The following is a 22381-nucleotide window of genomic DNA, read 5'->3' as shown; positions in this document are numbered from 1 at the left end:
TTGATTGTTTTGTTTACATCCGCCAAGATGCAACTCAATCATACCTTGAGGTTCTTTTTTATTCAATTGGCGCTTTTAATGAATTACAGGAATGCTCCTTATTATATTTTTCAATCTCGTCATCAATAATTGAATCTACATGAGGGAACAGACAACCGGGACCTCCATAGGTAATACATGGAATGAAATGTCCATGTGGTGCATACTCCTCACATGCTCTTCTGACCTCCTTACGGATCTCTTCTTCTGTGGAATCCACACGGTCTACGATCGAAGCATCGATTCCGCCCATAAGTGTCATTCTTCCGTTCAGCTGTTTCTGGAGCTTCGGAATATCATTCTGCGGAAGTGTTCCCTGCCAGATGTCAATCCCAAGATCAACCATATCCTCTATGATCGGTTCCATGAAGGAATCTGCGTGATGCATGATGATCACTCCATGGTCTTTCATATATTTATAGGATCTTTCATACTGTGGTTTGATAAATTCTCTCCATGTGTCCGGACTGATGAACAGGGACTGCTTGGAACCCCAGTCATCATGGGAAAGGATGATATCCGGGTGGAGATTATCAACGATCAGCTTTGTAAGCTGGAAACGGTACTCCCCAATGGCATTGCAGAGATCCATCATATCCTCCGGCTCAAGAAGGAAGTTCACCAGCATATCCTCAAATCCCATCAGGAAGTGAAGCCTCTCAAAAACACCTGTAGGCATAAATGCCATGAAAAGGCTTCCTGAATCCTTTATCTCCTGTGCCTTCTGTTTAAATGGTTCCCATAAAGCCGGATCCGAGCACTGACCGACAATATCCGGAATCACCAGCTGCTCTTTCCATTCTGTGATATCATCAATGACCTTGTTGTCCTCTGTTACATGTGGCATTGCAGCCAGCTGTTCCTGGGGCCAGAGGATCTCAGTTCCGAAAAGATCCTTCATAGGCTCCATACCACGGTGACGGTTTCCACGCACATAATTATTTGCCGGGTTCGGCGGGTAAAAGGTCGCACCCTCATACTGTCTCAGAAGTCGTTCTGGCCTGCCGTCCTTTTTTATCGTTTCAAGTAAAATCTCCGATGCTTTCAACATAATGCTTCCTCCTTTATTATCCTGTGATCTTTCAAAATACCCGATCACTTATCTTTATGATCTTGCGTCAATCTCAGCCTGATACTGAAGAACCTTTTCCTTTGTGATCTTAAATCCAAACACCAGAAGTAGAAGACCTGCCAGACAGAAAATAGCCGGAACAAGTGCAAAGGAAATCGTCATTCCCTGACGAGCCGTCCCCTCAAGAACAACTCCAGATTTCCAGCCTACCGCCACAAGACAGGCGCTGAGGATCGTTCCTCTTAAGAATACGGCAATCTTCAGCGGAAGATTCTGTAATCCCATGATCCATCCGGATGCATCTTTTCCGCTCTTCCATGTTGCATACACTACAGTGTCCGCATAAAGTGCAGGTGAAGCTGCAAAAGCCATACCATAGAAGAACTGGGCAAGTGTCATAAGGGCGATCACTGTCATTGCATTTCCATAGAAAATATATACAAGGAACAGTGATACTGCCATTCCTGCATAAGCAATGATCATAGTTGTACGGGACGATATTGCTTTTGCAATGTATCTCATGGAAAAAGCTCCGATGATGGCACCGATAGCAACACAGAGAAGATAAGTGGTCATCAGTCCCGGATTTCCCATTGCATCCCTGAAATAGTAAATAGCAGATGCTGCTGTTACAAATTTCACACACCATTTTGCAAGGTCTGCCAGCATCAGGACCATAAGAGGTGGATTCTGAAACAGGGAAGCAAACATCTCTCTGATCGTGATCTTTGTTTTGTCATTTTTCTTTCCTGCTGTTTCCGTTTCAATCTCTTCATAGCCTTCCGTCATCTTGAAATGGGCAAAATAGGTTACGACCATCAGAATACCCAGGCAGAAAGCTGCTGCTGCAAATTTATTTTTCTCACCGACATATCCGGCAAGAAGTGTTGCAAATGGAAGACCCATATAGGAAAACAACAGACCGCCTATGTTATTCCAGGTTGCCCTGGAGGATGCAAGCGTTGCTTTGTCTTCCGGTGTTTTACCAACAACACTGATCAGGGTTGCGTTGGCAACATAGCTGAAATTCCATGCCACATGAGATGCGATGGATGCGGCAATGATCACCACTGCCGAAAGCCATTCATTATCACTGACACGTATGAACATGAATGCGTACAGAAACGGCACCATCCACGGAACCATGATCAGCCAGGAACGATAACGCCCCCATTTCTTTGCTTTTGTGCCATTGATGATTCCTCCGTAAAGCCAGGACAGACATGCATCAACAATGGTAAATACGGAATTGATCACACCAGCTACACCAGCTGCAAAGCCTGCCAGATCCGTCAGAAATGTCATAAAGTAAAATGTCTCGATATTACTCATAAGAACAAATCCGGCATCACCAACACCAAAGAAATATTTCAGGGCATTTGTAAGACCCTTTTTCTGTTTCGGATCTTGTTTCGGTATTTCATTTTTACTCATTTTCTTTCCCCCTTCGCTGTTTTTTGTGGGGCCGGCCATTTCCACAACTTCACGTTACCTTTGATGATTACAGTATAGTTGTTTTTTTCTTGTTCGTAAATCCGCACACTTCTTCATTCTTTCTCCAATGCTTCATACTTTTTGTACAGTTATTATTGTAAATATGCACAAATAATTCCCTCTCTGTTTTCTTTTTATTTTCCGTCTAATATGTTATAATTTCCTATAAATACAAGGCTTTTATGAATTGGAGGAAATATTTTGAACAAAAGAGAGCATTTCGTGAATAGCCCGCATACAGGCTTCCATCTTAATCTCCAGATCATTGCTGACGATTTTGCGGAGAAAAAAGAGGATGTTTCCATCCTCTGCCGTGAAGACCCCCTGACGCTGGATGGTCTTCGCATATATCAGGCAGGAGCCCTGCTAAAGCCATGCTACCTTTATCTTGTCTTCGGCAATTCTCTTTCCGAAAGCTTCCTGCGATACCAGAACATCGCATTTGTAGTGGTGGGCTCCGGTGATCTTTCCTGCTTTTCCGAAAGCTGCAGGATCCTTCACATTAAGGGAACCCTTTCTTTTTCTGAGGTCTTCAACCAAATACAGCAGACCTTTGACAGATATTCTGACTGGGACAGTAAACTCCAGCTTGCACTTGGAAGTATCGATCCGCTGAATGAGATGCTGGAAGCCAGTCTGGATATATTTCATAATCCGGTTTTTGCCCACGACACCAACTTTTATATCCTTTCTTCTCCCCGGCACGTAACCGGTATGTCCGAATGGGTCCATGACCAGCGTACAGGTAGACTCATCGCACCTTTAAGCCTGATTCAGGATTTCAAGCTTGATGCCGAATACCAGCGCACACTTATCACCCACGGCGCCAATATTTATTCCGAAGAGCTCCGCGGTTACCGTATCCTCTACATGAATCTCTGGGTCAGCGGCAATTATCAGGGCAGGCTTTGTGTAGATGAGCTCCAGACGGAGATACAGCCCGGACATTTTTCTGCTCTTGAGTATCTTGGCTCCTTTATCGAGCTATGCATCCGTCGGCACAATCTGTTCCAAATCTCAATGGGAAATGACTCCCGGCAGTTCTTCACGGAGTATCTTTCCGGAAAGCTCACAGAACTACAGGCAGTTACCGATCAGATCCAGTATCTGAACTGGAATCGCCATGACCGGTATCTTGTACTTCGTCTGGAAACCCAGCAGCAGGATGACCGTATGCACTCTTCCATCGCCACACTGGGACACATTGAAGCCCAGATCCCGGAAGGTCTGGCTTTTACCTATCAGCAGGGAATCGTTGTGATCGTTAATCTGTCCTTTAAGCACTCTGTATCTTCCGATGTTATCAGTTCACTTGCGATCATCCTGCGCGAAGGGCTTTTTAAAATGGGAGTAAGCTCTGAATTTCGTGATTTTCTCCTGATCCCTCAGGGATATATTCAGGCTGTTTCCGCCTTGCGCCTGGGCAAAAAAAGTCAGAGCATGGCCTGGTGCTATCATTTTGATGCTTATCTTCTGGAATATATGCTTTCCCAGATCAGCCATCAGATCAGTCCCGAGCTTCTGGTCTCTTCACGGCTGGATGCACTGCAGAATTATGACCGAAAAAACAATACTGAGCTGTATCACACACTCAAGGTCTATCTGGAGCATGAACGCAATTCTCTTCAGACAGCCCGTGAGCTTTTTATACATAGAAGTTCCCTGACCTACCGTCTGGAGCGCATCCAGAAACTCACAAAGGTTGATCTGGATAATCCGAAAGACCGGCTTCTTCTGCAGCTCTGCTTTCTTCTGCAGGAAAAGGACCAGACTGTCACCTGACAACCTGGTCCTTTTTTCTGCTTATATCTGTAAAAACTCCAATCCGAAATAATGTTCCATCCATAGCCTGATGGTTTCTTCCGAATCGCTTATTTTCGTTTCAATGGATCCATCTTCCTTCTGGATTGTAAGAACATCCCCGGTCAGCGCAACACTTCCTTCCGGTCTGCAGATGCTCACCACTCTTTTTCTGGTAATTAATACATCTGGAGATTTTGCACAATAGAAATTCAGCAGTTCAAAATCTGCTTCTACTGTAGGAGTCTGTGAAAATCTGAGTATTGGCAGATATTTTTCTTCTTTCCTTCGTTCAACAAGTATCTCTCCGTTTGTATTTCCCGGCTTCATGTTAACACGGTACCATCCGTTTTTTTCTCTGTGGATACCATCCTTCATAAGAACCGGCTTCTTGGGTCCGGGACCTCCGTATCCTACATCACAGTAATAGCTTCCTTCCTCAAAAATAACAAGGGTTGCCCGGTGCAGGACCGGCGGAAGCTCTTCCCGGTTCCACAATATCCTTACCGCCACAGGGATCACACGGAAATCCAAAGCTTTCAGAAGCTCATAAAACAATTTATTCAGCTCAAAGCAATATCCGCCTCGTTTTCTGACAATGATCTTCTCATAAATATCTTCCGACCTCAGAGAAGGAATCCTTCCCTCGTCAAAAACTTCCAGATTTTCAAAGGGAATACTGCAAAGATGAAGGTCCATTATCTTTTCCAGACATTTTTTATCTGTTCTTAATTCACCCTCATATCCGATCCTGTTCAGATATGCCTCCCGTTCTCTGTCATTCATTTTTTCACTCCTGTTCTATTCAAGAAGATAACAGCTGGTATAGGCGATCGTACAGGGACCATAATAGTATTCCAGACCATTTGCCTGGCATACCTGTGTTACCAGCATTCCATAGGCTTCCATCGAAGAAAATGCCTGTTCGGGGAAACGGCATGGAGCATCCGGATATGTACACGTTTTACATTTTGTACAGCACCCGGCCCCTATGGGGAGCATGCCCGGCCATCTTTCTCTGAGCATTTTTTCAAATTCATAAAAATTCTGTTTATGAACCGCTTCGGTCTCCATCATCGTCTCTCCGTCCAAAGGATCCTCCAGTTTCCCCACTGTCTGGACAATAATGCCTTCCCTGTACTTTTCTATCTTTTTTCTGCATACTTCAAGATCTCCGCATCCGGGAGGACAGCTCCAGCGTTTTGCATACATATGGCAGGTATTATTTTTGCACATTTCCCTTACCTCCGGCATAAGCTGGATCGAATCGCTCTTCAGAAGTGCTACATAAGAAAATCCTGCCTTTTTTCCCATCTCTTCCAGTTCTTTTATATTAAGCATATCCATTCTCCTCGCATTACGGAAAGCATAAGCCATCCACAAAACAGTCCTGGAACTCCGGCGAAGCTGCCAGCTCCACAAAATCCATATTTTTGACAGTCCGATCCATTTCTTTTCTTTCCTCTTCATTCAGAAGCGCGATCCTTGCACCTTCGCCTGCCGCATTTCCCACCGGCTGTATCCTGGGCAGCAGTCCGGCCGGGAACATCCCGATCGCTGCCGCACTTTCCGGATTCATGTAATTGCCGAATGCACCGGCAAGATAGACCCGTTTAATATCCTTTTCTGTGATCTCCAGTCTTTTCATAAGAAGAAAGATTCCCGCTGCGATAGCCGCTTTTGCCAGCTGTACCTCTCCGATATCCTTCTGTGTCAGATAAACGCCCCTGTCATTTCCCGACTTTTCCGGAGGTACCAGCACAAACACTCCCGCCTTTTCCTGGCCGCTTTCCAGATGACCACTTTCATCAATAAAGCCAGCCAGGTACAGCTGTGCCACAAGATCGATCAGACCTGAACCGCATAAGCCTGCCGGAGCCTTATTTCCTATAGTCGTGTATTCCCATTTTCCATTTTTGTATACTACATGATCTACTGCTCCTGCTCCTCCACGCATCCCGCACTCGATCTTTGCACCTTCAAATGCCGGACCGGCAGCTGTTGAACAACAGGCTAATCTCGTTTTATTTCCAAGGACCATCTCCCCGTTCGTTCCAATATCGATCATAAGGCTGATCTCGTTCTGCTGATCCTGTCTGAGCGTCAAAATGCAGCCACAGGTATCTGCCCCTACATACCCGGCTATATCAGGCAGCATAAGCAGCTGCCCCTTTCTGTGGATATGGAGCCCATATTGCTCTGCATTCAGTGTAAGCCCCTGACTGATCGCCGGATTATACGGTGCATGGACCAGCGATGCCGGAGAAATCCCAAGAAAAAGATGATGCATGCAGGTATTTCCTACCACAGATACCTGACAGATATCTAATGTGCTTCTTCCTGCTTCCTCTGCCAGTTCCTGGAGCATTTCATCAACCGCATTCCGTATGCAGCCGGTCAGCTGCTCTACGCCATGCTCCAGAGCATGATCCGCCCGCATGATCACATCTGCTCCATACTGAGTCTGTGGGTTCATTCTACTCTTGAGAGCCAGCTGCTTCCCGGTCAATGCATCCATAAGATAGCCGACCACCGTCGTTGTACCTATATCAAAAGCCGCAAAACAGATTTTTTTCTCTTCTCTGCTGATATCCAGGATCTTATTTCCTGCACAGATCACATACCATTCTTCTGCTTCTTTTCTGCAGCCATAAAGCTTCGATGCAATTTCAGTATCAGGCAGAACAGGTTTTTCCACATCCAGCTGTTCTGTCAGCCGCTCCCATTCAGAGCGGTTGTCTCCTGTCTCCGGTTTCTTAAGAATCACTTTTTTCTGTTTCAGATCAGGCCTGAACGCAACCGGTCTCTGCATTCCTTCTGTAAGGATCTCCTCTTCCTGACATCCGGACAATGTATCTACTTCAAGGTCACTGTGGATTTCCGTCTGACATGCAAGCACCATGTGATCTTCTATTTTAACACGACATTTCCCGCACTTTCCCCGGCCTCCGCAAGGTGCATCAGGAACCAGCTTTGCTTTTCTTTCCGCCTCAAGGATCCTGGTACCCGGTTCCACCAGGATCTCCTTTTCCTCCCTAATAAATTTTATTCGGTACATTTTTATCCCTCCGATGGTCACTGTAAAGCAAAAGCCGCTCTGCCGTCTATGCCATGCACAGACAATACAGAGCGGCCTATTTTATTTTCCCTTATGCTGCCAAAGCTTTTGCAAGAACTGCTGCGCTTGCTGCATCTTCTGAATATCCATCTGCGCCGATCTCATCTGCAAACTCCTTCGTGATCGGTGCTCCTCCAACCATGATCTTAACATTGCTTCTGAAATCTTCCGCATTAAGTGCTGCAACTGTATCCTTCAGAGCCGGCATTGTAGTTGTGAGCAGCGCTGAAAGTGCAATTACCTTAACATCCGGATTTTCTTTGTAACATTCAATAACCTTCGATGCAGGTACATCAACACCGAGATCAATAACTTCAAAGCCGGCACTTTCGATCATCATTGCAACAAGATTCTTTCCGATATCATGAAGATCTCCTGCTACAGTAGCGATGATAAGTTTTCCCATACTTCCTGTAGCGCCGGATGCAAGATGTGGTTTCAGAACCTCAACACCCTTTTTCATTGCACGGGCTGCTACCAGCATTTCCGGAACAAAGATTTCTCCGTTCTTAAATCTTTCACCTACAACAGCCATTGCATCGATCATGCTGTTAAGAATCTCTGTTGCCTCACAGCCTTCATCAAGAGCTGACTGTACAGCTGCACCTACAAGTTTTGCTTTTCCTTTTTCTACCAATTCTGCTACTTCTGTGATTTTTGACATAATCAAACACCTCCGCTTTTTATTTTCTATCCGCATTCCGCATATGCGTTTTATTTATTTTTTTACAGGTCCGATCAGACCTTCTCTGTATGCTCCGATGTATTCCATACAGTAATCATCCAGACCAAGCAATGCCTCTGTTGCATATACAAGTCCAAGCATATCTCTGTTTGTAGGATCCATGATCGCACTGTCAAGGCCGGCATTCATTGCAAGTACCACAAATCCGAAATTGATAAGCTTACGTACCGGCAGATTGAAGGAAATGTTACTGATCGCCGCTGTAATGTGGATCATCGGATACTGTTTACGGACACTTGAAATTACTTCCACATTCATCGCAATACCATCTTCAGATGTACAGAGCATCTCAACCAATGGATCAATATGGATACGATCCGGTGAAATTCCGTACTCTTTCGCTTTTGCCATGATCTTGTCAAATACCTTCAGCCTGTCTTCCGCACTTTTGGGGATACCTGTATCATCGCTTAAAAGTGCGATAACCTGCCACCCTTTGTTTTCAGGCTGTGCCATGAGAGGAAAAATCTTATCGATCTTATCCCCTTCACCGGATACAGAGTTAAATATACCCGGTTTTCTGCAGAATTTGTAAGCTTCTGTAAGAACATCTGCGCTGGGACTGTCTACGGAAATCGGAAGATCTGTCACTTCCTGAATACAGTCGATCATCCATTTCAAGGTTTCTACTTCTTCTGCTTCCGGAACAGACGCGCAACAATCGATATAGCTTGCTCCTGAGTTTGCCTGAGCAAGTGCCCGCTGCTTGATGAATTCTGCATCTCTGTTTGAGATCGCCTCCGCCACAGAGGGGATGGATCCATTGATTTTTTCACCTATGATTATCATATTATTTATCCTCCCGTTAACATATTCTGGCCTGCATCAAGAATTGTTACTGTTCATTCCATTCTCAGTAACACGCTTCGCAGAATATTACCAATAAACAGTAACCAGGAATTCTTATTTCAGTTCCATGTCTTTTATATAATGATTGTATCAAAATAAATGCAAAAAACCAGCCGCATTTCATACCATAAACATTGCATTTATTCCTACATTTTGTAGGAATGTTTTTTAGGAAAGACCTTCGTAAGCAGCAATCTAAAATAAGCCCATAAATCATAGCCTTGTCTACGATTTATGAGCTTATGCTAACACTTATTTCATATTCCTTAAATTTCCCTGAAATCCGGTGTCCCGTACAGGTCATACGGAGTACTCTGGTATACGTAATAATTCAACCAGTTCGTATACAGGTTGTTGGCATGGGCCCTCCAGGTGAGGAGTGGTTTGTTGTTTGGATCGTCATCTTTGTAATAGTTCTTCGGGATTTCAATAGGCAGACCCTTGGCAAGGTCTCTTTTATATTCGCCATCCAAAGTCACGCGGTCGTATTCCGGATGTCCCATAACAAAGATTTTACGTCCTCCCTCTGCCATTGCAAGGAACAGACCAGCCTCTTCGCTTTCCGCCAGGACCGTAAGGTCTTTGCATGCATGGATATCTGCAATAGGAACTTCTGTGTGTCTGGAATGCGGCGCAAGAAATACATCATCAAAGCCCCGGACCAGCGGGATCTTACGGTTCAGTACCCTGTGCTGGAAAAGTCCGAACATTTTCTTATCCAGAGGTTTTTTCTCCAGGCCATAAAAATGATAAAGACTGGCCTGCGCTGCCCAACAGAGAAAGATCGTGGAAGTCACATGCTTCTCAGTCCAATCCATGATCTCAGTCAGCTCATTCCAGTAATCCACTTCCTCAAAAGGCATCTGCTCCACCGGTGCTCCTGTGATGATCATTCCATCAAATTTACGTTTCTTTATATCGGTGAATGTTTCATAAAACTTGTTCAGATGGCTGAGAGATGTATTCTTGGCTTCATGGCTCTCCACAGCCATAAATGTCACATCCACCTGCAGCGGTGTATTGGAAAGAGAACGCAGAAGCTGCAGCTCTGTTTCTTCTTTCAGCGGCATCAGATTCAGGATCAGAATATGGATCGGACGGATATCCTGGTGCATGGCACGTTTTTCGTCCATTACAAATATATTTTCTCTCTCCAGGATCTCCTTTACCGGAAGATCCCCCTGTGTTTTGATCGGCATTGTTTGCCCTCCTTATATATAAAGCGTCTCTTATAAAGGAGCCGCTCGGCTTTTTTCTTCAGATAAAAAGTATCTCCAGTCTGTACGGCCTTTACTGCACTCCGGCAAGTTTCCGAAAATCTTCTTCTGAAAGGATCGGAATCCCCAGTTCTCTTGCCTTTTTGTTTTTGGATGAATTGGACTGGATGTCGTTATTGATCAGATAATTGGTCTTTTTGGTAACTGAACCGGTAACCTTGCCTCCCAGGGATTCGATCAGCTCTTTGGCCTCACTTCGATTTCCAAAGTGCACCAGACTTCCTGTGATCACAAAATTCATTCCTTCAAAGATCTGTTCCTGTTTGGGACTGTCCTCCTGAATATGAAGAAATCTCATCAGATGATCCAGGCGGCGATTATTATCCTCATCTCTAAAATAAGCTACCAGATTTCCGGCAATGACCGGCCCGATGGTATCAATATCACTGACCTCTTCCAGACTGGCATGACGTATCCTGTCCAGATCATTGTCAAAATGACGGCAGATCACCTTTGCATTAGCCAAACCGATATTTGCGATCCCAAGACTGTAGATCACCCTTGGAAGTGTAGTCTCTTTCGCCCGTTCCAGACTTTCCATAAGATTATCATAGGATTTCTGCCCAAAGCCTTCCATTTCCACGATCTCATCTTTATACCGGCTGATCTCAAAAATATCGCCAAAGTCATGGATAAATCCCCTGGCAATAAATTTCTCCAGTGTTGCCTCGGAAAGTCCGTCGATATTCATGGCATCCCTGCTTGTAAAAAGCCCAAAGGATTTGATCTTCTTGGCCGGGCACCCCGGATTGACGCAGAAAAGACATTCCACATCGTTTTCTTTCTTCACTACCGTTTCCTGTCCGCAGGCCGGACAGGTATGCGGGATCGGTGCATTACCGCTTCCGGTCAGATTTTCCGCAATCTGAGGAATGATCATATTTGCTTTGTATACACGAATGGTATCTCCGATCCCCAGCTTCAGTTCCTTCATTATACTGATGTTATGCACACTGGCCCTGCTCACTGTGGTTCCTTCCAGTTCCACCGGCTCAAAAATTGCTACCGGATTGATCAGTCCGGTCCTGGACGGGCTCCACTCAATCTCCAGAAGTCTCGTATCACGCATCTCATCGGCCCATTTAAATGCCATGGCGTTCCTTGGAAACTTGGCCGTAGTTCCCAGAGATTCTCCGTAAGCAATATCATCATACAATGCCACAAGCCCATCTGACGGAAAATCATTGGTCGTAACTGCTTCCGCAAAGTAATCCATCGCTTCATCCAGAGTTTCCGCTGTGACTTTTCGATATTCCACAACTTCAAAACCCTGTTCATTCAGCCACCGAAACTGCACCTCCCTGGAATTCCGGAAATCCACGCCTTCCGCACTCACTAAAGAAAAAGCATAAAACCGTACGTTTCTCTTCGCTGTAATTTCGTTATTCAGCTGGCGGACAGAACCACTGCAGAGATTTCTGGGATTTTTGTATTTGGCATCTGCATCTCCGATGGTTTCGTTGATCTTTTCAAAATCCGAATAGGTAATGATGGCTTCTCCGCGAAGTACCAGTCTCCCTTTAAAAGAAATTTTCAGAGGTATGTTCTTAAATACTCTGGCATTATTGGTAATAACCTCTCCCACAATACCATTTCCTCTGGTAACTGCCTTTATAAGCTCTCCGTTTTCATAGGTAAGCACGATCGTTAAGCCATCCAGCTTCCAGGATAAAAGTGTAGGATGTTCCCCGATAAACTCTCTCAAAGCTTCTCTCTCTTTGGTCTTATCCAGAGACAGCATCGGTCTCTCATGTTCTTCCTTGGGGAGCTGCTCCACTGCCTCATATCCTACATTAACGGTTGGACTGTCTGCCAGAACGATCCCTGTTTCTTTCTCCAGTGCGCTCAGAGTGTCGTACAGGGCGTCGTACTCCACGTTGGACATGATCTCCCTGTCTTCCTGATAATAGGCCCTGGACGCTTCCCGGAGCTTTTCTCCCAGCTCTTTCATTTTTTTTATGGATGATTCGTTCATGGCTTCCTCCCGTCCTTTTTTCTGATTTTTCGGAGGAAAGCATCTCCTCCAGTTCTTTTCGTTCTTCCGGTCGGATCTCACGATATTTCCCCTCTTCCAGGCCATCAATATACAGATTCATGATCCGAACACGTTTAAGTGTTACGACTTTATATCCGAAATATTCACACATACGACGGATCTGGCGGTTCAGACCCTGGGTAAGGATGATACGAAAACTGTTTTTCCCTGTTTTTGTAACCTTGCAGGGACGTGTGACCGTATCAAGGATCGGCACTCCGCCGCCCATACCACGGATAAATTCTTCTGTCACCGGTTTATTCACGGTCACCTGATATTCCTTTTCATGGTAGTTCCCCGCCTTCATGATACGGTTCACCAGATCTCCTTCATTGGTAAGGAGAAGCAGTCCTTCGGAATCTTTATCCAGCCGTCCTATGGGATAGATCCGCACCGGATAATCCAGATATTCTGTTACTGTCATCTCATTCCGCTGTTGTCTGGTGCTGCAGACAATCCCTTTTGGTTTATGAAAAAGAAGCAGGATCTTTTTTTCCTGTTTTTTTACAGGCTTTCCGTCAATACAGATCTCCGCATCCGGAAGGATCTTCATTCCTGTGGGAACCAGTTCTCCATTAGCAGTAACTCTCCCCGCTTCTGTCAGTCGGTCTGCCTCTCTTCTTGAGCAGACTCCTATATCGCTTAAATATTTATTGATTCTGATTTTTTCGTCCATTGTTCTATTATATATTTTTTCCCACGTGTTCGCAACCGGTTATTTTTCTTGTATTTTCTTTCTCATTATTGTATGATAAACAGAAATATACTTAAATATCAGGAGGAAAAACATGTCAGAGCATACTCCACGTATGAACCGGCTGCTGATCTTTGTCGCTGTTTTCCTGTGTCTGATCTGCGGTATTCTCTTTACCCAGTCATCGGCCGGTCCTTTTGAAAGCAGCAGTACTTCCGTAGTTTCCATAAATACCAGCGATATTTCGGCCATTGAACCAAGTTCAGATCGCGATCACCATACAGATGCATGGATATCTTCCGGCGCTCCTTCACCTTCCGCCACACCGTCTCCTGTTCCCACAGAGATTCCCGAAACAGAAAAGGTTTCGCCAGAGGCAGAAAACGGAGTCTGGACACCGGATGGCACCAACTGGAAATTTATGGTTGACGGAACCGCCTATACCGGATGGCTTACCGACACAGATGGTCATCGATATTATTTCAATAAGGACGGAATCATGCAGACCGGCTGGATCACCCTAGGCAAAAAACGTTATTATCTGGACGAAGACGGAATCATGCAGACCGGAACCATCACCGTAAATGGAAAAAAATACACATTGGCAGCAGACGGTTCACTCAAAAAATGATCTTTCGTTATATCAGAGCAACAAAAATGCAGGTTCTTCCGGAACCTGCATTTTATTAACCCTTATTATTCTAACAGACCACTATAAACATAACCGGTCTGTCCATCATAATCAACCTGTATCCAGTCGCCTTCCTGCCCTTTCTTTTCAACTTCCGTTCCTGCAGAAAAACCACCGATAACCTCACCCTCTGAATCTGCGGAAGCACGAACATTACAATCCTCTGTAACTGTAAGCATTGTTCCTGCATCTGCGGAAGCACTGGCATCTTCACCAAGGCCCTGAAGGAATTCTGCCAGAGAGGGATCACTCTCCTGCGCAGCTTCATAGTCCGTCTTTACCTTTGTGATAAGCTCCTGCACATCCTTCTCAGATTCCAGTTTTTTCACATAGGCACTGATATCTGCATCGTCATCAGCACCACCTTTGATCTTCAGATTGCCGTCACTGCCCGTCTCCACATAAAACTGGCTCAGTGCCGGAACCGGAGTCTCAATTCCAGTACAGATATAATTAAAGACTACATAAACGACATACGAATCGTCCGTCAGTCCCTTCTTAGCGTAAACATTCTGTACCTCATACCCATCAATATAATCCCTTGAATTAATCTGCGACTCGTCAGCCGGCGTAAATCCGTCCTCAATCGTCTTAAGTGTTGCAATGTCTTTTTCCCCAAAAGCTTTATAATAGCTCTGAATCAGCTCGGTTACTTCCGTGCTGGCTTTTTCCATGGTTGTCTCCGCATCCGTATCTGCCGCGGAACTGGCGTCTTTCTTCTCGTCTGTCTCCCCATCATTTGCCGGAGAAGAAGGATCATTTTCCTGGTTACTTTGGGCTGTTGTCTGATCTTTATTGGAATTCCCCTTCTTACCTCCAACACAGGCGCGGACGCCAAAGATCAGAACAAGCACGATCACCAGAATGGCTCCGCCTAACATAAAATAGCGAAGGTTATCTGATAACCATTCTCTGAAATCATCCAAGTTCTTGTCCTCCTTATCATAACAACACGCCGGAACAATTCCCACTGTTCCGGGTAACACACCTGAAGGGAATCGAACCCCCGCACATGGTACCGGAAACCACTGCTCTATCCACTGAGCTACAGGTGCATAATGAAAAACATAACTTCTAAATTCAGGTATGAAATTATCAAAGTAGGTTTACACTGTTTATGATTTTAACACAAATCCATGAAATTGTAAAGATTTTTTTAAACAGTACATATTCATCACACATTTTATGGTTGCTGTTCACTCCGTTCTCCGTATCATTTTACGCACTTTAGTCATTTTTCCAGGCCAGAAGGGCGAACACATTCACCCTTCAAACCTGTATACCACATATTTTTCTGTCTGTGCAATAGGGGTACATCCTGCCTGACGGATATAGTCATGATTTGTAAGATCTACCGGAAGAACGAGATAATCGGTTTCCGTTCTTTTCAATACCTGCCGGAACTTATCGATCCCTACATCCATCTGATAACTGATCACATCCATGATCACTTTCTGGATCTGGTAGGCCTTGCTGTTTTCGTAGTTTCCTACCACAGTACTTCCTGCACGATACAGGATAAAATTACGATCCAGAACAAGAATCAGTGACGGATCATACTGTCTAGCCACCAGATTCAGCTCATTGTCAAAAACAACCTTGGGTTGTTCTTTATCGCAGTCCTGATGGATCACATCGCATACTGAGCGCAGCTCATTCGGGACTTTATAGATGTTTTCCGCCATCACATAATCTTTTGCAATGCCGGGAACAGGTGTCCCCGTAGTGACGATCACTGCCGCAAGGATCAGCGCTGTTACAGCCTTCAGCCATCGAAACCTTACCGCTTCTACGATCCGTACAGCATAATAGGCAGCACCCGGGATCACCGGAAGGATCCAGATAAAGCGATAATATTCACTTTCAAAATGTACCTTTGGTATCACATATTTTACAAGAACCGGATTATATACCGTAAGTGCCAGAAAGACTAGATAATACAGGAATACTCTAGATTCTTTTCTCCTGCGGTAAAAAATATCCCAGAGTATACCTGCCAGAAAAAATACAGGCAGCATACAGCCACTCCAGTAATTTTCCATACAGATCTGCACAAAACGCAGTCCCAGTTCTTCGATCGTTACTCCCGCCATTTTCTTCTCCTATCCATAGTATCTTCCCAGTTTCCTATGATGCCGGAAATGCGATCCATCCAAGCTTCGCCGAAAAATAAACCAGGGCATACAAAAATCCCGGCAGCATACAAAGCGCATAGGGAATCGCGTAGGAAAGCTTTTTCTTCAGCACCATCACCGGAAGGATCGCCGTACTGACTACCGCAGGATAAATAAGGGAGGATCCTGAAAACGTCAACGCACTGACTGCAGCAATGAAAAGCAGCACCCAGCTCTCTTTATTTCTGCCATCTTTGTTGAGCCAGAGCCGTATACTTACCAGAAGCGCTGCCGGGATAGAAATATTTGCCAGCAGGGCCTTCCCTTCATAAACCCGCATAAACGCAAAGGTTCCTGTTGTATAGATAGAAAAAGAAAACAATTGCATCAGACACACAAAAAGAACCATCAGGTCTGCTTTTTTTTCATCTCCACGAAAAAAGCTTTTTCCGATCTGGTAGATCAGAAGATTGATCATCAGCATGTTGATCACAGACATCACGACCTTGGACTGAACGATCGGGTGGATGCCCAGAAGGACACACCACACCGCATTGTTCATCGGATATGCTGAAAGATCATAGCGGAGATTAAAATTTCTCTGGATAACACCGGTAAGCGGACTGTATCGAGCAAGAGTGTCTGTATACACGGAAGTGCTTACTGCGCCAATATAATGTGTTGCATCTGCAGTAACGTCCTGATATGCAGCCACTAGAAAACACTGCAGGATCACTGCCGCAGCGATCAAAAGCAGCAGCAGTGAATGCTTCCGAAATGTTTCTCCTATCCGGTCCAGCTGTCCCTTCCAAAGTTTATGCGAAAACAGACATGCTGCCAGTACACAAGCTGCCATGATCACCATCCACAGATACGAAAAGGTACTCAGTTTTACCCATTTCAGTGTCATAGGAACTGCAAGTATCTCAAAAACCGCAAAATACAAAAGATATCCCAAGACCAGTTCCATGGTTACTTCCGTCTTCATTTTCAGTATCCGTGTCAGCAGACTTCCTGCACAGAAAAATACCAGCAGCTCCAGGATCAGTCCGGCAATTGCCAGTATCAGCTCCTGCATTTCACACCTTCTCTCCGGCGTCTCTGGCAAGGATTCCCATTGCAACCTTCTCCGGAGTGATCGGGAGCTCTCTGACACGTACACCTGTTGCATTATAAACCGCATTGGCAATAGCCGGACAAGGTGTATCGATCACAAGTTCACCAATGGATTTTGCACCGAAAGGACCTGTCTTCTCGTAGCTGCTCTCAAACTCGATCCGCACCTTCGGAATATCCATACGGTTGGGGATCTTATACTGCATAAAAGAATTGTTACGGATCTTTCCCTTATCTGTATACTGCACATCCTCATACAGAACCATTCCGATTCCCTGACCGATACCGCCTTCTGCCTGCACTCTGGCAAGATTTGGATTGATCGGAGTTCCACAGTCGATCACGCCCACATAATCAATGACATCGATCTGTCCGGTCTCTTTATCGACCTCCACTTCAGCGGCACCTACCATAAACGGTGGCGGAGAGATCGGAGAAGAATATTCTTTTACAACCTGAAGCTCACTGCAGACTCCACAGGTCGCTTTTCCTGCGATCTGCTGCAGCGTTACCTCTTTTCCGTCTTCTGTGCGGACTTTTTCTCCGTCAAAATCAGAATCCTCTGCAGATACTCCAAGCATCTGTGCGCCAAAAGCGTGGATTCTCTTTCTGAGTTCTCCGCAGGCCTGGATCACGGCATTTCCAGTTGCATAGGTTGTGGAAGATGCATAAGAACCGGAATCATAGGGAGAAATATCTGTATCCACACTGAATACCACGATATTTTTCATATCTGTATCCAGACAGTCTGCTGCCATCTGAGCAAGAATGGTATCACAGCCGGTTCCCATATCAGAACATCCAAGTGCCAGGGTATAGGAACCATCCTCATTTAATTTAATGTCTGCTCCGCCGACATCGATCCCTGCAATAGATGAGCCCTGCATGGCCATAGCGATACCGACACCCCGTACTTTGCCGTTACCCATATCACGGAACGGATATTTCTCATCCCATCCGATCATTTCCTTTGCACGGGCGAGGCATTTATCCATGGTACAGCTGCCGTTGATCGGTACATCCGGATATCCCGGAAGTGCCTCTCCCTCCATAGGCATGTTCAGCTCGCGGAATTTTACCGGATCCATCCCCATCTTATGAGCCAGCTCATCTGCTGCGGACTCCACAGCAAAAATACCCTGTGTGGCACCATAGCCACGATAAGCGCCAGCTGCCTGCATATTGGTGTAAACAACATCATAGGCAAAACGGTAGGCTTCCGTATGACGATACAGCGCAATGGATTTATGGCCTGAAAGTCCTACGGTTGTAGGCCCATGCTCTCCATAGGCACCGGTGTTGGAAAGAGTATAAAGATCGATTGCCTTTACAATACCGTTTTCGTCTGCACCCATACGGATATGGACTTCCATCTCATGACGCGGAGAAGACGCGATCATAGATTCCTTTCTGGAAAAAACGATCTTGGACGGACGCCCGGTAACCCATGTTACCAGTGCCGGGAAAACCTCACTGACAGAAGACTGTTTTGCACCAAAGCCCCCGCCGATACGAGGCTTGATCACACGAACTTTGGAAGACGGAATGTTCAGCGCATTTCCTACGATCCTTCGGATATGGAACGGGATCTGAGTGGAAGAAACCACCGTCAGTCTCTGAAAATGGTCCATATAACAGTAGGTACGGAAGGTCTCCATCATGGTCTGCTGATTTGCCTTTGTGTGGTAAACCTGATCTACTGTATACGCACATTTTTCCAGCATGGCATCCACATCACCCACTTCTTCTACATTGGAGGAACAGAGATTACGCTTATTATCTCCGCCGGCCGGGATCGGCATATACCAGTCATCCTCCGGGTGCACCAGAATGGGATTATCCTTGGCTGTGTGGATATCCAGAACTGCTTCCTCCACACGATATTTTACCTTAATGCGTTTCAGGGCTTTATCTACTGCCTCTTCTGTCTCACCGGCTACGATGGCAACCGGATCCCCTACAAAACGCACATGCTTATCTATGATATAGCGATCCCATGGACTGATCTCCGGCGCTGTCTGCCCGGCCAGGGTAAATCTTTTGTGGGAAACATCCTCATAGGTCAGAACACAGGCAATCCCCTCGATCTTCTTTGCAGCATCTGTCTTGATCTCTTCCACCCAGGCATTGGCATGAGGACTTCTTAAGAGCTTGACGATCAGACAGTCAGAAGGTGCAAGATCATCGGTATAGACCGGTTTTCCGGTTACCAGCGACATTGCATCTGTTTTTGGCACCGGCTTGTTTACGTATTTCATTTTCCTTCCTCCTGTCCTTTTTTATAGTCGAGAAATTTCAGGATACTTCTGGTCTGTCCCACAAATCCCGAACAACGGCACAGATTTCCGGAAAGATACTCCAGGATATCCTCTTCTGTGGGATCTTCCAGTTCCTTTAACATGGCAAATACATTCATGATAAATCCCGGATTGCAGAATCCGCACTGCTCTGCTCCCTCATTTGCCATAAAAGCGCCGAATTCCTTTGCTTCCTCCTGCATTCCCTCCAGAGTCACGATCCGTTTCCCGTCTGCGCGGGCAGCCAGCATGGAGCAGGACAGTACCGGACGTTCATCCATCAGCACAGTACAGAGACCACAGTTTGCAGTCTCACAGCCACGTTTTACGCTGTAACAGCTGTTTTTCCGCAGGAAATCCAGAAGCAGTTCATCCGGACGTACCTCTGCCTGCCGTTTTACACCATTCAGCCAGAAAGTGATATTCATTCTGCTCTCCCTCCGATCTCTTCCCAGGCTCTTCTTGTAAGGACTTTCACAAGAAGACTTCTGTATTCTTTTGAAGCACGCATGTTCTTGTCTGTAGAAACATGTTCCGCTGCATATGCGGCAAAAGATGCTGCTGCATCCTTTTTCTGCTGTGCATTCATCTGTACAAAATCTTTTAAGATTTCCTCTTCATCTTCCACGATCATTGCTTTTCCGGGTCTGGCCCCAATGACAGTTCTTGCTTTTCCGTCAATAAGAGCGGCCGCACAGGTGAGCACAGGAAAATCTGTGGAATTGTTCCGCTGACTTAAGTACACACTGTTCAGCGGCTGTTTTTTTACAATGATATTTACCAGGATATCGTTATCCTTTTCCATGGATGCAAACTGTGCCAGCGGAATGGTTCCGCCATTGTACAGCTCCACCCAGGTATCCAGTGCCAGAAACATGGTCAGTACATCGGAAAATCCGAATCTTCCGAAAATACTTCCGCCCACTGTGGCACAGTTTCGAAACTGCACACCCACAATGTGCCGTACACTTTCACGGATAGCACTGTTTGTATAGGCATTCAGCTCTTTGTGGGTTTCCAGCGCATGAAGTGGTGTCATACAGCCGATCACAAATGCTTCTTCTGTTTCTGTAATAGTATCCAGCCCAAGACCTGACAGATCAATGGCTGTCATGATGTTCCGGTTTCCCATTTTCAGCCAGACCATACCGCCCAGCACACAGGCTGTTCTTTTCTGGTTCAGTTCATATGCCTGTTCAAGGCTTTCTGCCTTTACGTAATTCTTTATCTTCAGCATACTTTATTCCCTTCTGAATTCTCATTCTCTTTCTTTACGGCTGTTTTTTCAGCCGAACATTTATTTTAACAGACTGTCAGCTAAATAGCTATTGTTTTTTTCTCTGCTGTTCTGACGCCGCATTAGACAGCGGTCTCCAGAACGATAAACTGATACGGTTTCAAAATGATCTCTTTTTCTGTGATCTCCACAGCTTTCTGATTATTCAGAAGCACCTCTTTTACTTCTCCCGGCAAAGATACCTTCTGTGACTGTGCCTGCATATTTCCCAGGATCAGAAGATTTTTCTCACCGTTTCTTGTATATGCGATCAGATTCTTCTGTTCTTCCTGATATGGAGCGAATGTTCCGTATACAAGCGTTTCTTTATATTCCGGAGCTTTTCTCAGTGCAGTCAGCTTTTTGTAGAAAGAAAGGAGGGAATCACTGTCCGTTAACTGGGACTTTACATTAATCTCCTTATAATTGGGATTGACCCCAAGCCACGGCTCTCCTTCTGAAAATCCCGCATTTTTCTCTGCGCTCCACTGTACCGGAGTTCTGGCATTGTCTCTGGAAAATGCGGAAGCAGCATCAAGCGCTTCTTTTTCACTGCATCCGGCACGGAGCGCTACCTGGTATTCATCGATGGTACTGATGTCATCGATCTGATCCATAGAAGTAAACTCCATATTTTCCATACCGATCTCCTGACCCTGATAAATAAACGGAATTCCCTTCAGCAGAAAATAAACACCTGCCAGGAGCTTCCTTGAATCCGGACAGCGGTCTTCCGGAGAAATATAGTGACAGACACCTCTTGGCTCATCATGATTCTCAATAATGTTGGAGATCATGCCGGTATCCCCAATCTTTTTCTGCGTATGGAAAATACACTTCTTGTACTCTTCCGGAGTCAGGTACGGTTTGGATGCATACCAGCCATCCTCGCTCTTTCCGTAACAGGTTTCTTCAAAATCAAACATGGATGAAAAATATCCGTTTTCTCCGATAAAATCTTTGATCTCATCTTCCTTTTCATTGAAGACCTCTCCTACAGTAAAAGCATCATAGGGATGAAAGCACTTCTCAGCCATCTCTCCCAGAAATTCTCCAATCCCTTCTGCCTCCTCCAGCATCCTCCCGACGCTGCAGAGCCCATCTGCACGATCGGCAGGATAATCGGAAAACGGAAGCTTCTTCTTGATATTGATAATGGCATCAATACGGAATCCGCCAAGCCCTTTTTCCATCCACCAGCGGATGTTTTTGTAGACTTCCTCTCTTACTTCAGGATTCTCCCAGTTGAGATCCGGCTGCTTCTTGTGGAATACATGGAGATACTGTTTATCCGGATGTCCCGGAAGCTCTTCCCATACCGGACCACCGAAATAGCTTCTCCAGTTGCAGGGAGCTTTATCATCCTTTTTGTCCCGGATATAAAAGAAATTTCCATACTTTCCGTCCGGATCCTTAATGGCCTGCTGAAACCACTCATGCTCATCGGAGCAGTGATTTACCACCAGATCCATAAGGATGTACATTTCTCTTTTTTTTGCTTCTGCGATCAGACGATCCATATCCTCCATGGTCCCAAACCTCGGATCAATCGCATAATAATCTGCAATGTCATATCCCTGGTCTGCAAGGGGAGATTTATAGATTGGGGAAAGCCAGAGGATATCTGCTCCCAGTTCCTTAAGATAATCAAGCTTGCTGATGATTCCTGGGATGTCTCCGATTCCGTCTCCGTTGGAATCATAAAAGCTCTTGGGGTATATCTGATATACCACTTTGTCATGCCACCATTTTCGTTTCATCGTA

At 45.4% G+C, this 22381-nt stretch carries 18 protein-coding genes, 1 tRNA gene and 1 pseudogene; 2 read left to right on the top strand and 18 right to left on the bottom strand.

Annotation, left to right across the window (positions count from 1 at the left end):
- Window positions 1–58: 58 nt before the first annotated feature.
- Both LKD46_RS03490 and LKD46_RS03485 read right to left on the bottom strand, forming a co-directional pair.
- The gene (locus LKD46_RS03490; RefSeq protein WP_110102183.1) at window positions 59–1090 is read right to left on the bottom strand and encodes a uroporphyrinogen decarboxylase family protein; all 1032 of its coding nucleotides are present in this window, start codon (window positions 1088–1090) and stop codon (window positions 59–61) included.
- A gap of 54 nt (window positions 1091–1144) precedes the next feature.
- Complete coding sequence (locus LKD46_RS03485) at window positions 1145–2545, bottom strand: MFS transporter (protein WP_110102181.1); 1401 nt, start codon at window positions 2543–2545, stop codon at window positions 1145–1147.
- Window positions 2546–2806: 261 nt separating this feature from the next.
- Between LKD46_RS03485 and LKD46_RS03480 the strand changes: the two genes are divergently transcribed.
- The gene (locus LKD46_RS03480) at window positions 2807–4387 is read left to right on the top strand and encodes a PucR family transcriptional regulator (RefSeq protein ID WP_022426480.1); all 1581 of its coding nucleotides are present in this window, start codon (window positions 2807–2809) and stop codon (window positions 4385–4387) included.
- Window positions 4388–4408: 21 nt separating this feature from the next.
- Here LKD46_RS03480 and LKD46_RS03475 read toward each other — a convergent pair whose 3' ends face one another.
- The 8 genes and pseudogenes from LKD46_RS03475 to LKD46_RS03440 form a co-directional block, all read right to left on the bottom strand.
- A complete protein-coding gene (locus LKD46_RS03475; RefSeq protein ID WP_021650844.1) occupies window positions 4409–5191 on the bottom strand; it encodes an arylamine N-acetyltransferase family protein in 783 nt (260 codons plus the stop codon).
- 15 nt (window positions 5192–5206) lie between these two features.
- The gene (locus tag LKD46_RS03470; protein ID WP_110102179.1) at window positions 5207–5746 is read right to left on the bottom strand and encodes a DUF2284 domain-containing protein; all 540 of its coding nucleotides are present in this window, start codon (window positions 5744–5746) and stop codon (window positions 5207–5209) included.
- A 16-nt stretch (window positions 5747–5762) separates the two neighbouring features.
- A complete protein-coding gene (locus tag LKD46_RS03465; RefSeq protein WP_227573805.1) occupies window positions 5763–7463 on the bottom strand; it encodes an ASKHA domain-containing protein in 1701 nt (566 codons plus the stop codon).
- 91 nt (window positions 7464–7554) lie between these two features.
- A complete protein-coding gene (locus tag LKD46_RS03460; RefSeq protein WP_015524728.1) occupies window positions 7555–8187 on the bottom strand; it encodes a corrinoid protein in 633 nt (210 codons plus the stop codon).
- Window positions 8188–8241: 54 nt separating this feature from the next.
- Window positions 8242–9057 carry a methyltetrahydrofolate cobalamin methyltransferase gene (locus LKD46_RS03455; protein WP_110102177.1) on the bottom strand — a complete coding sequence of 272 codons (816 nt, stop codon included), beginning with the start codon at window positions 9055–9057 and terminating at the stop codon, window positions 8242–8244.
- A gap of 326 nt (window positions 9058–9383) precedes the next feature.
- Window positions 9384–10316 (bottom strand): homoserine O-acetyltransferase MetA, encoded by a 933-nt coding sequence (metA, locus tag LKD46_RS03450; protein WP_015524726.1) that lies wholly within the window; start codon window positions 10314–10316, stop codon window positions 9384–9386.
- A gap of 91 nt (window positions 10317–10407) precedes the next feature.
- Complete coding sequence (ligA, locus tag LKD46_RS03445) at window positions 10408–12369, bottom strand: NAD-dependent DNA ligase LigA (RefSeq protein WP_110102176.1); 1962 nt, start codon at window positions 12367–12369, stop codon at window positions 10408–10410.
- 85 nt (window positions 12370–12454) lie between these two features.
- Window positions 12455–13105 (bottom strand): annotated as a pseudogene (locus LKD46_RS03440) (pseudouridine synthase); the annotation flags it as partial.
- 112 nt (window positions 13106–13217) lie between these two features.
- Between LKD46_RS03440 and LKD46_RS03435 the strand changes: the two are divergent.
- The gene (locus LKD46_RS03435; protein ID WP_110102174.1) at window positions 13218–13754 is read left to right on the top strand and encodes an N-acetylmuramoyl-L-alanine amidase family protein; all 537 of its coding nucleotides are present in this window, start codon (window positions 13218–13220) and stop codon (window positions 13752–13754) included.
- Window positions 13755–13819: 65 nt separating this feature from the next.
- On the opposite strand, the gene LKD46_RS03430 is transcribed toward LKD46_RS03435, so the two are convergent.
- The 8 genes from LKD46_RS03430 to LKD46_RS03395 form a co-directional block, all read right to left on the bottom strand.
- Window positions 13820–14740, bottom strand: a complete 921-nt coding sequence (locus LKD46_RS03430; protein WP_022426066.1) for an SH3 domain-containing protein — start codon at window positions 14738–14740, stop codon at window positions 13820–13822.
- Window positions 14741–14797: 57 nt separating this feature from the next.
- A tRNA-Arg gene (locus LKD46_RS03425) sits at window positions 14798–14869 on the bottom strand.
- Window positions 14870–15076: 207 nt separating this feature from the next.
- Window positions 15077–15907, bottom strand: a complete 831-nt coding sequence (locus tag LKD46_RS03420; RefSeq protein ID WP_021650909.1) for a hypothetical protein — start codon at window positions 15905–15907, stop codon at window positions 15077–15079.
- A gap of 34 nt (window positions 15908–15941) precedes the next feature.
- The gene (locus LKD46_RS03415; RefSeq protein ID WP_021650910.1) at window positions 15942–17006 is read right to left on the bottom strand and encodes a DUF6077 domain-containing protein; all 1065 of its coding nucleotides are present in this window, start codon (window positions 17004–17006) and stop codon (window positions 15942–15944) included.
- Window position 17007: 1 nt separating this feature from the next.
- Window positions 17008–19302 carry a xanthine dehydrogenase family protein molybdopterin-binding subunit gene (locus tag LKD46_RS03410; protein WP_227573804.1) on the bottom strand — a complete coding sequence of 765 codons (2295 nt, stop codon included), beginning with the start codon at window positions 19300–19302 and terminating at the stop codon, window positions 17008–17010.
- Window positions 19299–19769: a (2Fe-2S)-binding protein gene (locus LKD46_RS03405; protein ID WP_015524717.1), complete on the bottom strand. Its 471-nt coding sequence runs from the start codon at window positions 19767–19769 to the stop codon at window positions 19299–19301. Before LKD46_RS03405 ends, LKD46_RS03410 begins: the two co-directional genes overlap by 4 nt.
- Window positions 19766–20578, bottom strand: a complete 813-nt coding sequence (locus LKD46_RS03400; RefSeq protein WP_022426069.1) for an FAD binding domain-containing protein — start codon at window positions 20576–20578, stop codon at window positions 19766–19768. Before LKD46_RS03400 ends, LKD46_RS03405 begins: the two co-directional genes overlap by 4 nt.
- Before the next feature lie 122 nt (window positions 20579–20700).
- On the bottom strand, window positions 20701–22377 hold the full coding sequence (locus LKD46_RS03395) for an alpha-glucosidase (protein ID WP_022426070.1): 1677 nt from the start codon (window positions 22375–22377) through the stop codon (window positions 20701–20703).
- Between the last annotated feature and the right edge of the window lie 4 nt (window positions 22378–22381).

The organism is Blautia fusiformis (genome assembly GCF_020686995.1).
GTDB classification, from domain to species: Bacteria; Bacillota; Clostridia; order Lachnospirales; family Lachnospiraceae; genus Blautia_A; species Blautia_A fusiformis.
The sequence above is the reverse complement of the archived record's forward strand: the minus strand, read 5'-3'. Positions and strand labels throughout refer to the sequence as shown.

Excerpts from the sequence above, each read along its gene's own strand:
- LKD46_RS03455 (WP_110102177.1), bottom strand. The coding sequence starts at position 9,057 with ATGATAATCATAGGTGAAAAAATCAATGGATCCATCCCCTCTGTGGCG.
- LKD46_RS03490 (WP_110102183.1), bottom strand. The coding sequence starts at position 1,090 with ATGTTGAAAGCATCGGAGATTTTACTTGAAACGATAAAAAAGGACGGC.
- LKD46_RS03405 (WP_015524717.1), bottom strand. The coding sequence starts at position 19,769 with ATGAATATCACTTTCTGGCTGAATGGTGTAAAACGGCAGGCAGAGGTA.
- LKD46_RS03485 (WP_110102181.1), bottom strand. The coding sequence starts at position 2,545 with ATGAGTAAAAATGAAATACCGAAACAAGATCCGAAACAGAAAAAGGGT.
- LKD46_RS03400 (WP_022426069.1), bottom strand. The coding sequence starts at position 20,578 with ATGCTGAAGATAAAGAATTACGTAAAGGCAGAAAGCCTTGAACAGGCA.
- LKD46_RS03410 (WP_227573804.1), bottom strand. The coding sequence starts at position 19,302 with ATGAAATACGTAAACAAGCCGGTGCCAAAAACAGATGCAATGTCGCTG.
- metA (WP_015524726.1), bottom strand. The coding sequence starts at position 10,316 with ATGCCGATCAAAACACAGGGGGATCTTCCGGTAAAGGAGATCCTGGAG.
- LKD46_RS03420 (WP_021650909.1), bottom strand. The coding sequence starts at position 15,907 with ATGGCGGGAGTAACGATCGAAGAACTGGGACTGCGTTTTGTGCAGATC.
- LKD46_RS03460 (WP_015524728.1), bottom strand. The coding sequence starts at position 8,187 with ATGTCAAAAATCACAGAAGTAGCAGAATTGGTAGAAAAAGGAAAAGCA.
- LKD46_RS03475 (WP_021650844.1), bottom strand. The coding sequence starts at position 5,191 with ATGAATGACAGAGAACGGGAGGCATATCTGAACAGGATCGGATATGAG.
- ligA (WP_110102176.1), bottom strand. The coding sequence starts at position 12,369 with ATGAACGAATCATCCATAAAAAAAATGAAAGAGCTGGGAGAAAAGCTC.
- LKD46_RS03415 (WP_021650910.1), bottom strand. The coding sequence starts at position 17,006 with ATGCAGGAGCTGATACTGGCAATTGCCGGACTGATCCTGGAGCTGCTG.
- LKD46_RS03435 (WP_110102174.1), top strand. The coding sequence starts at position 13,218 with ATGTCAGAGCATACTCCACGTATGAACCGGCTGCTGATCTTTGTCGCT.
- LKD46_RS03470 (WP_110102179.1), bottom strand. The coding sequence starts at position 5,746 with ATGCTTAATATAAAAGAACTGGAAGAGATGGGAAAAAAGGCAGGATTT.
- LKD46_RS03465 (WP_227573805.1), bottom strand. The coding sequence starts at position 7,463 with ATGTACCGAATAAAATTTATTAGGGAGGAAAAGGAGATCCTGGTGGAA.
- LKD46_RS03395 (WP_022426070.1), bottom strand. The coding sequence starts at position 22,377 with ATGAAACGAAAATGGTGGCATGACAAAGTGGTATATCAGATATACCCC.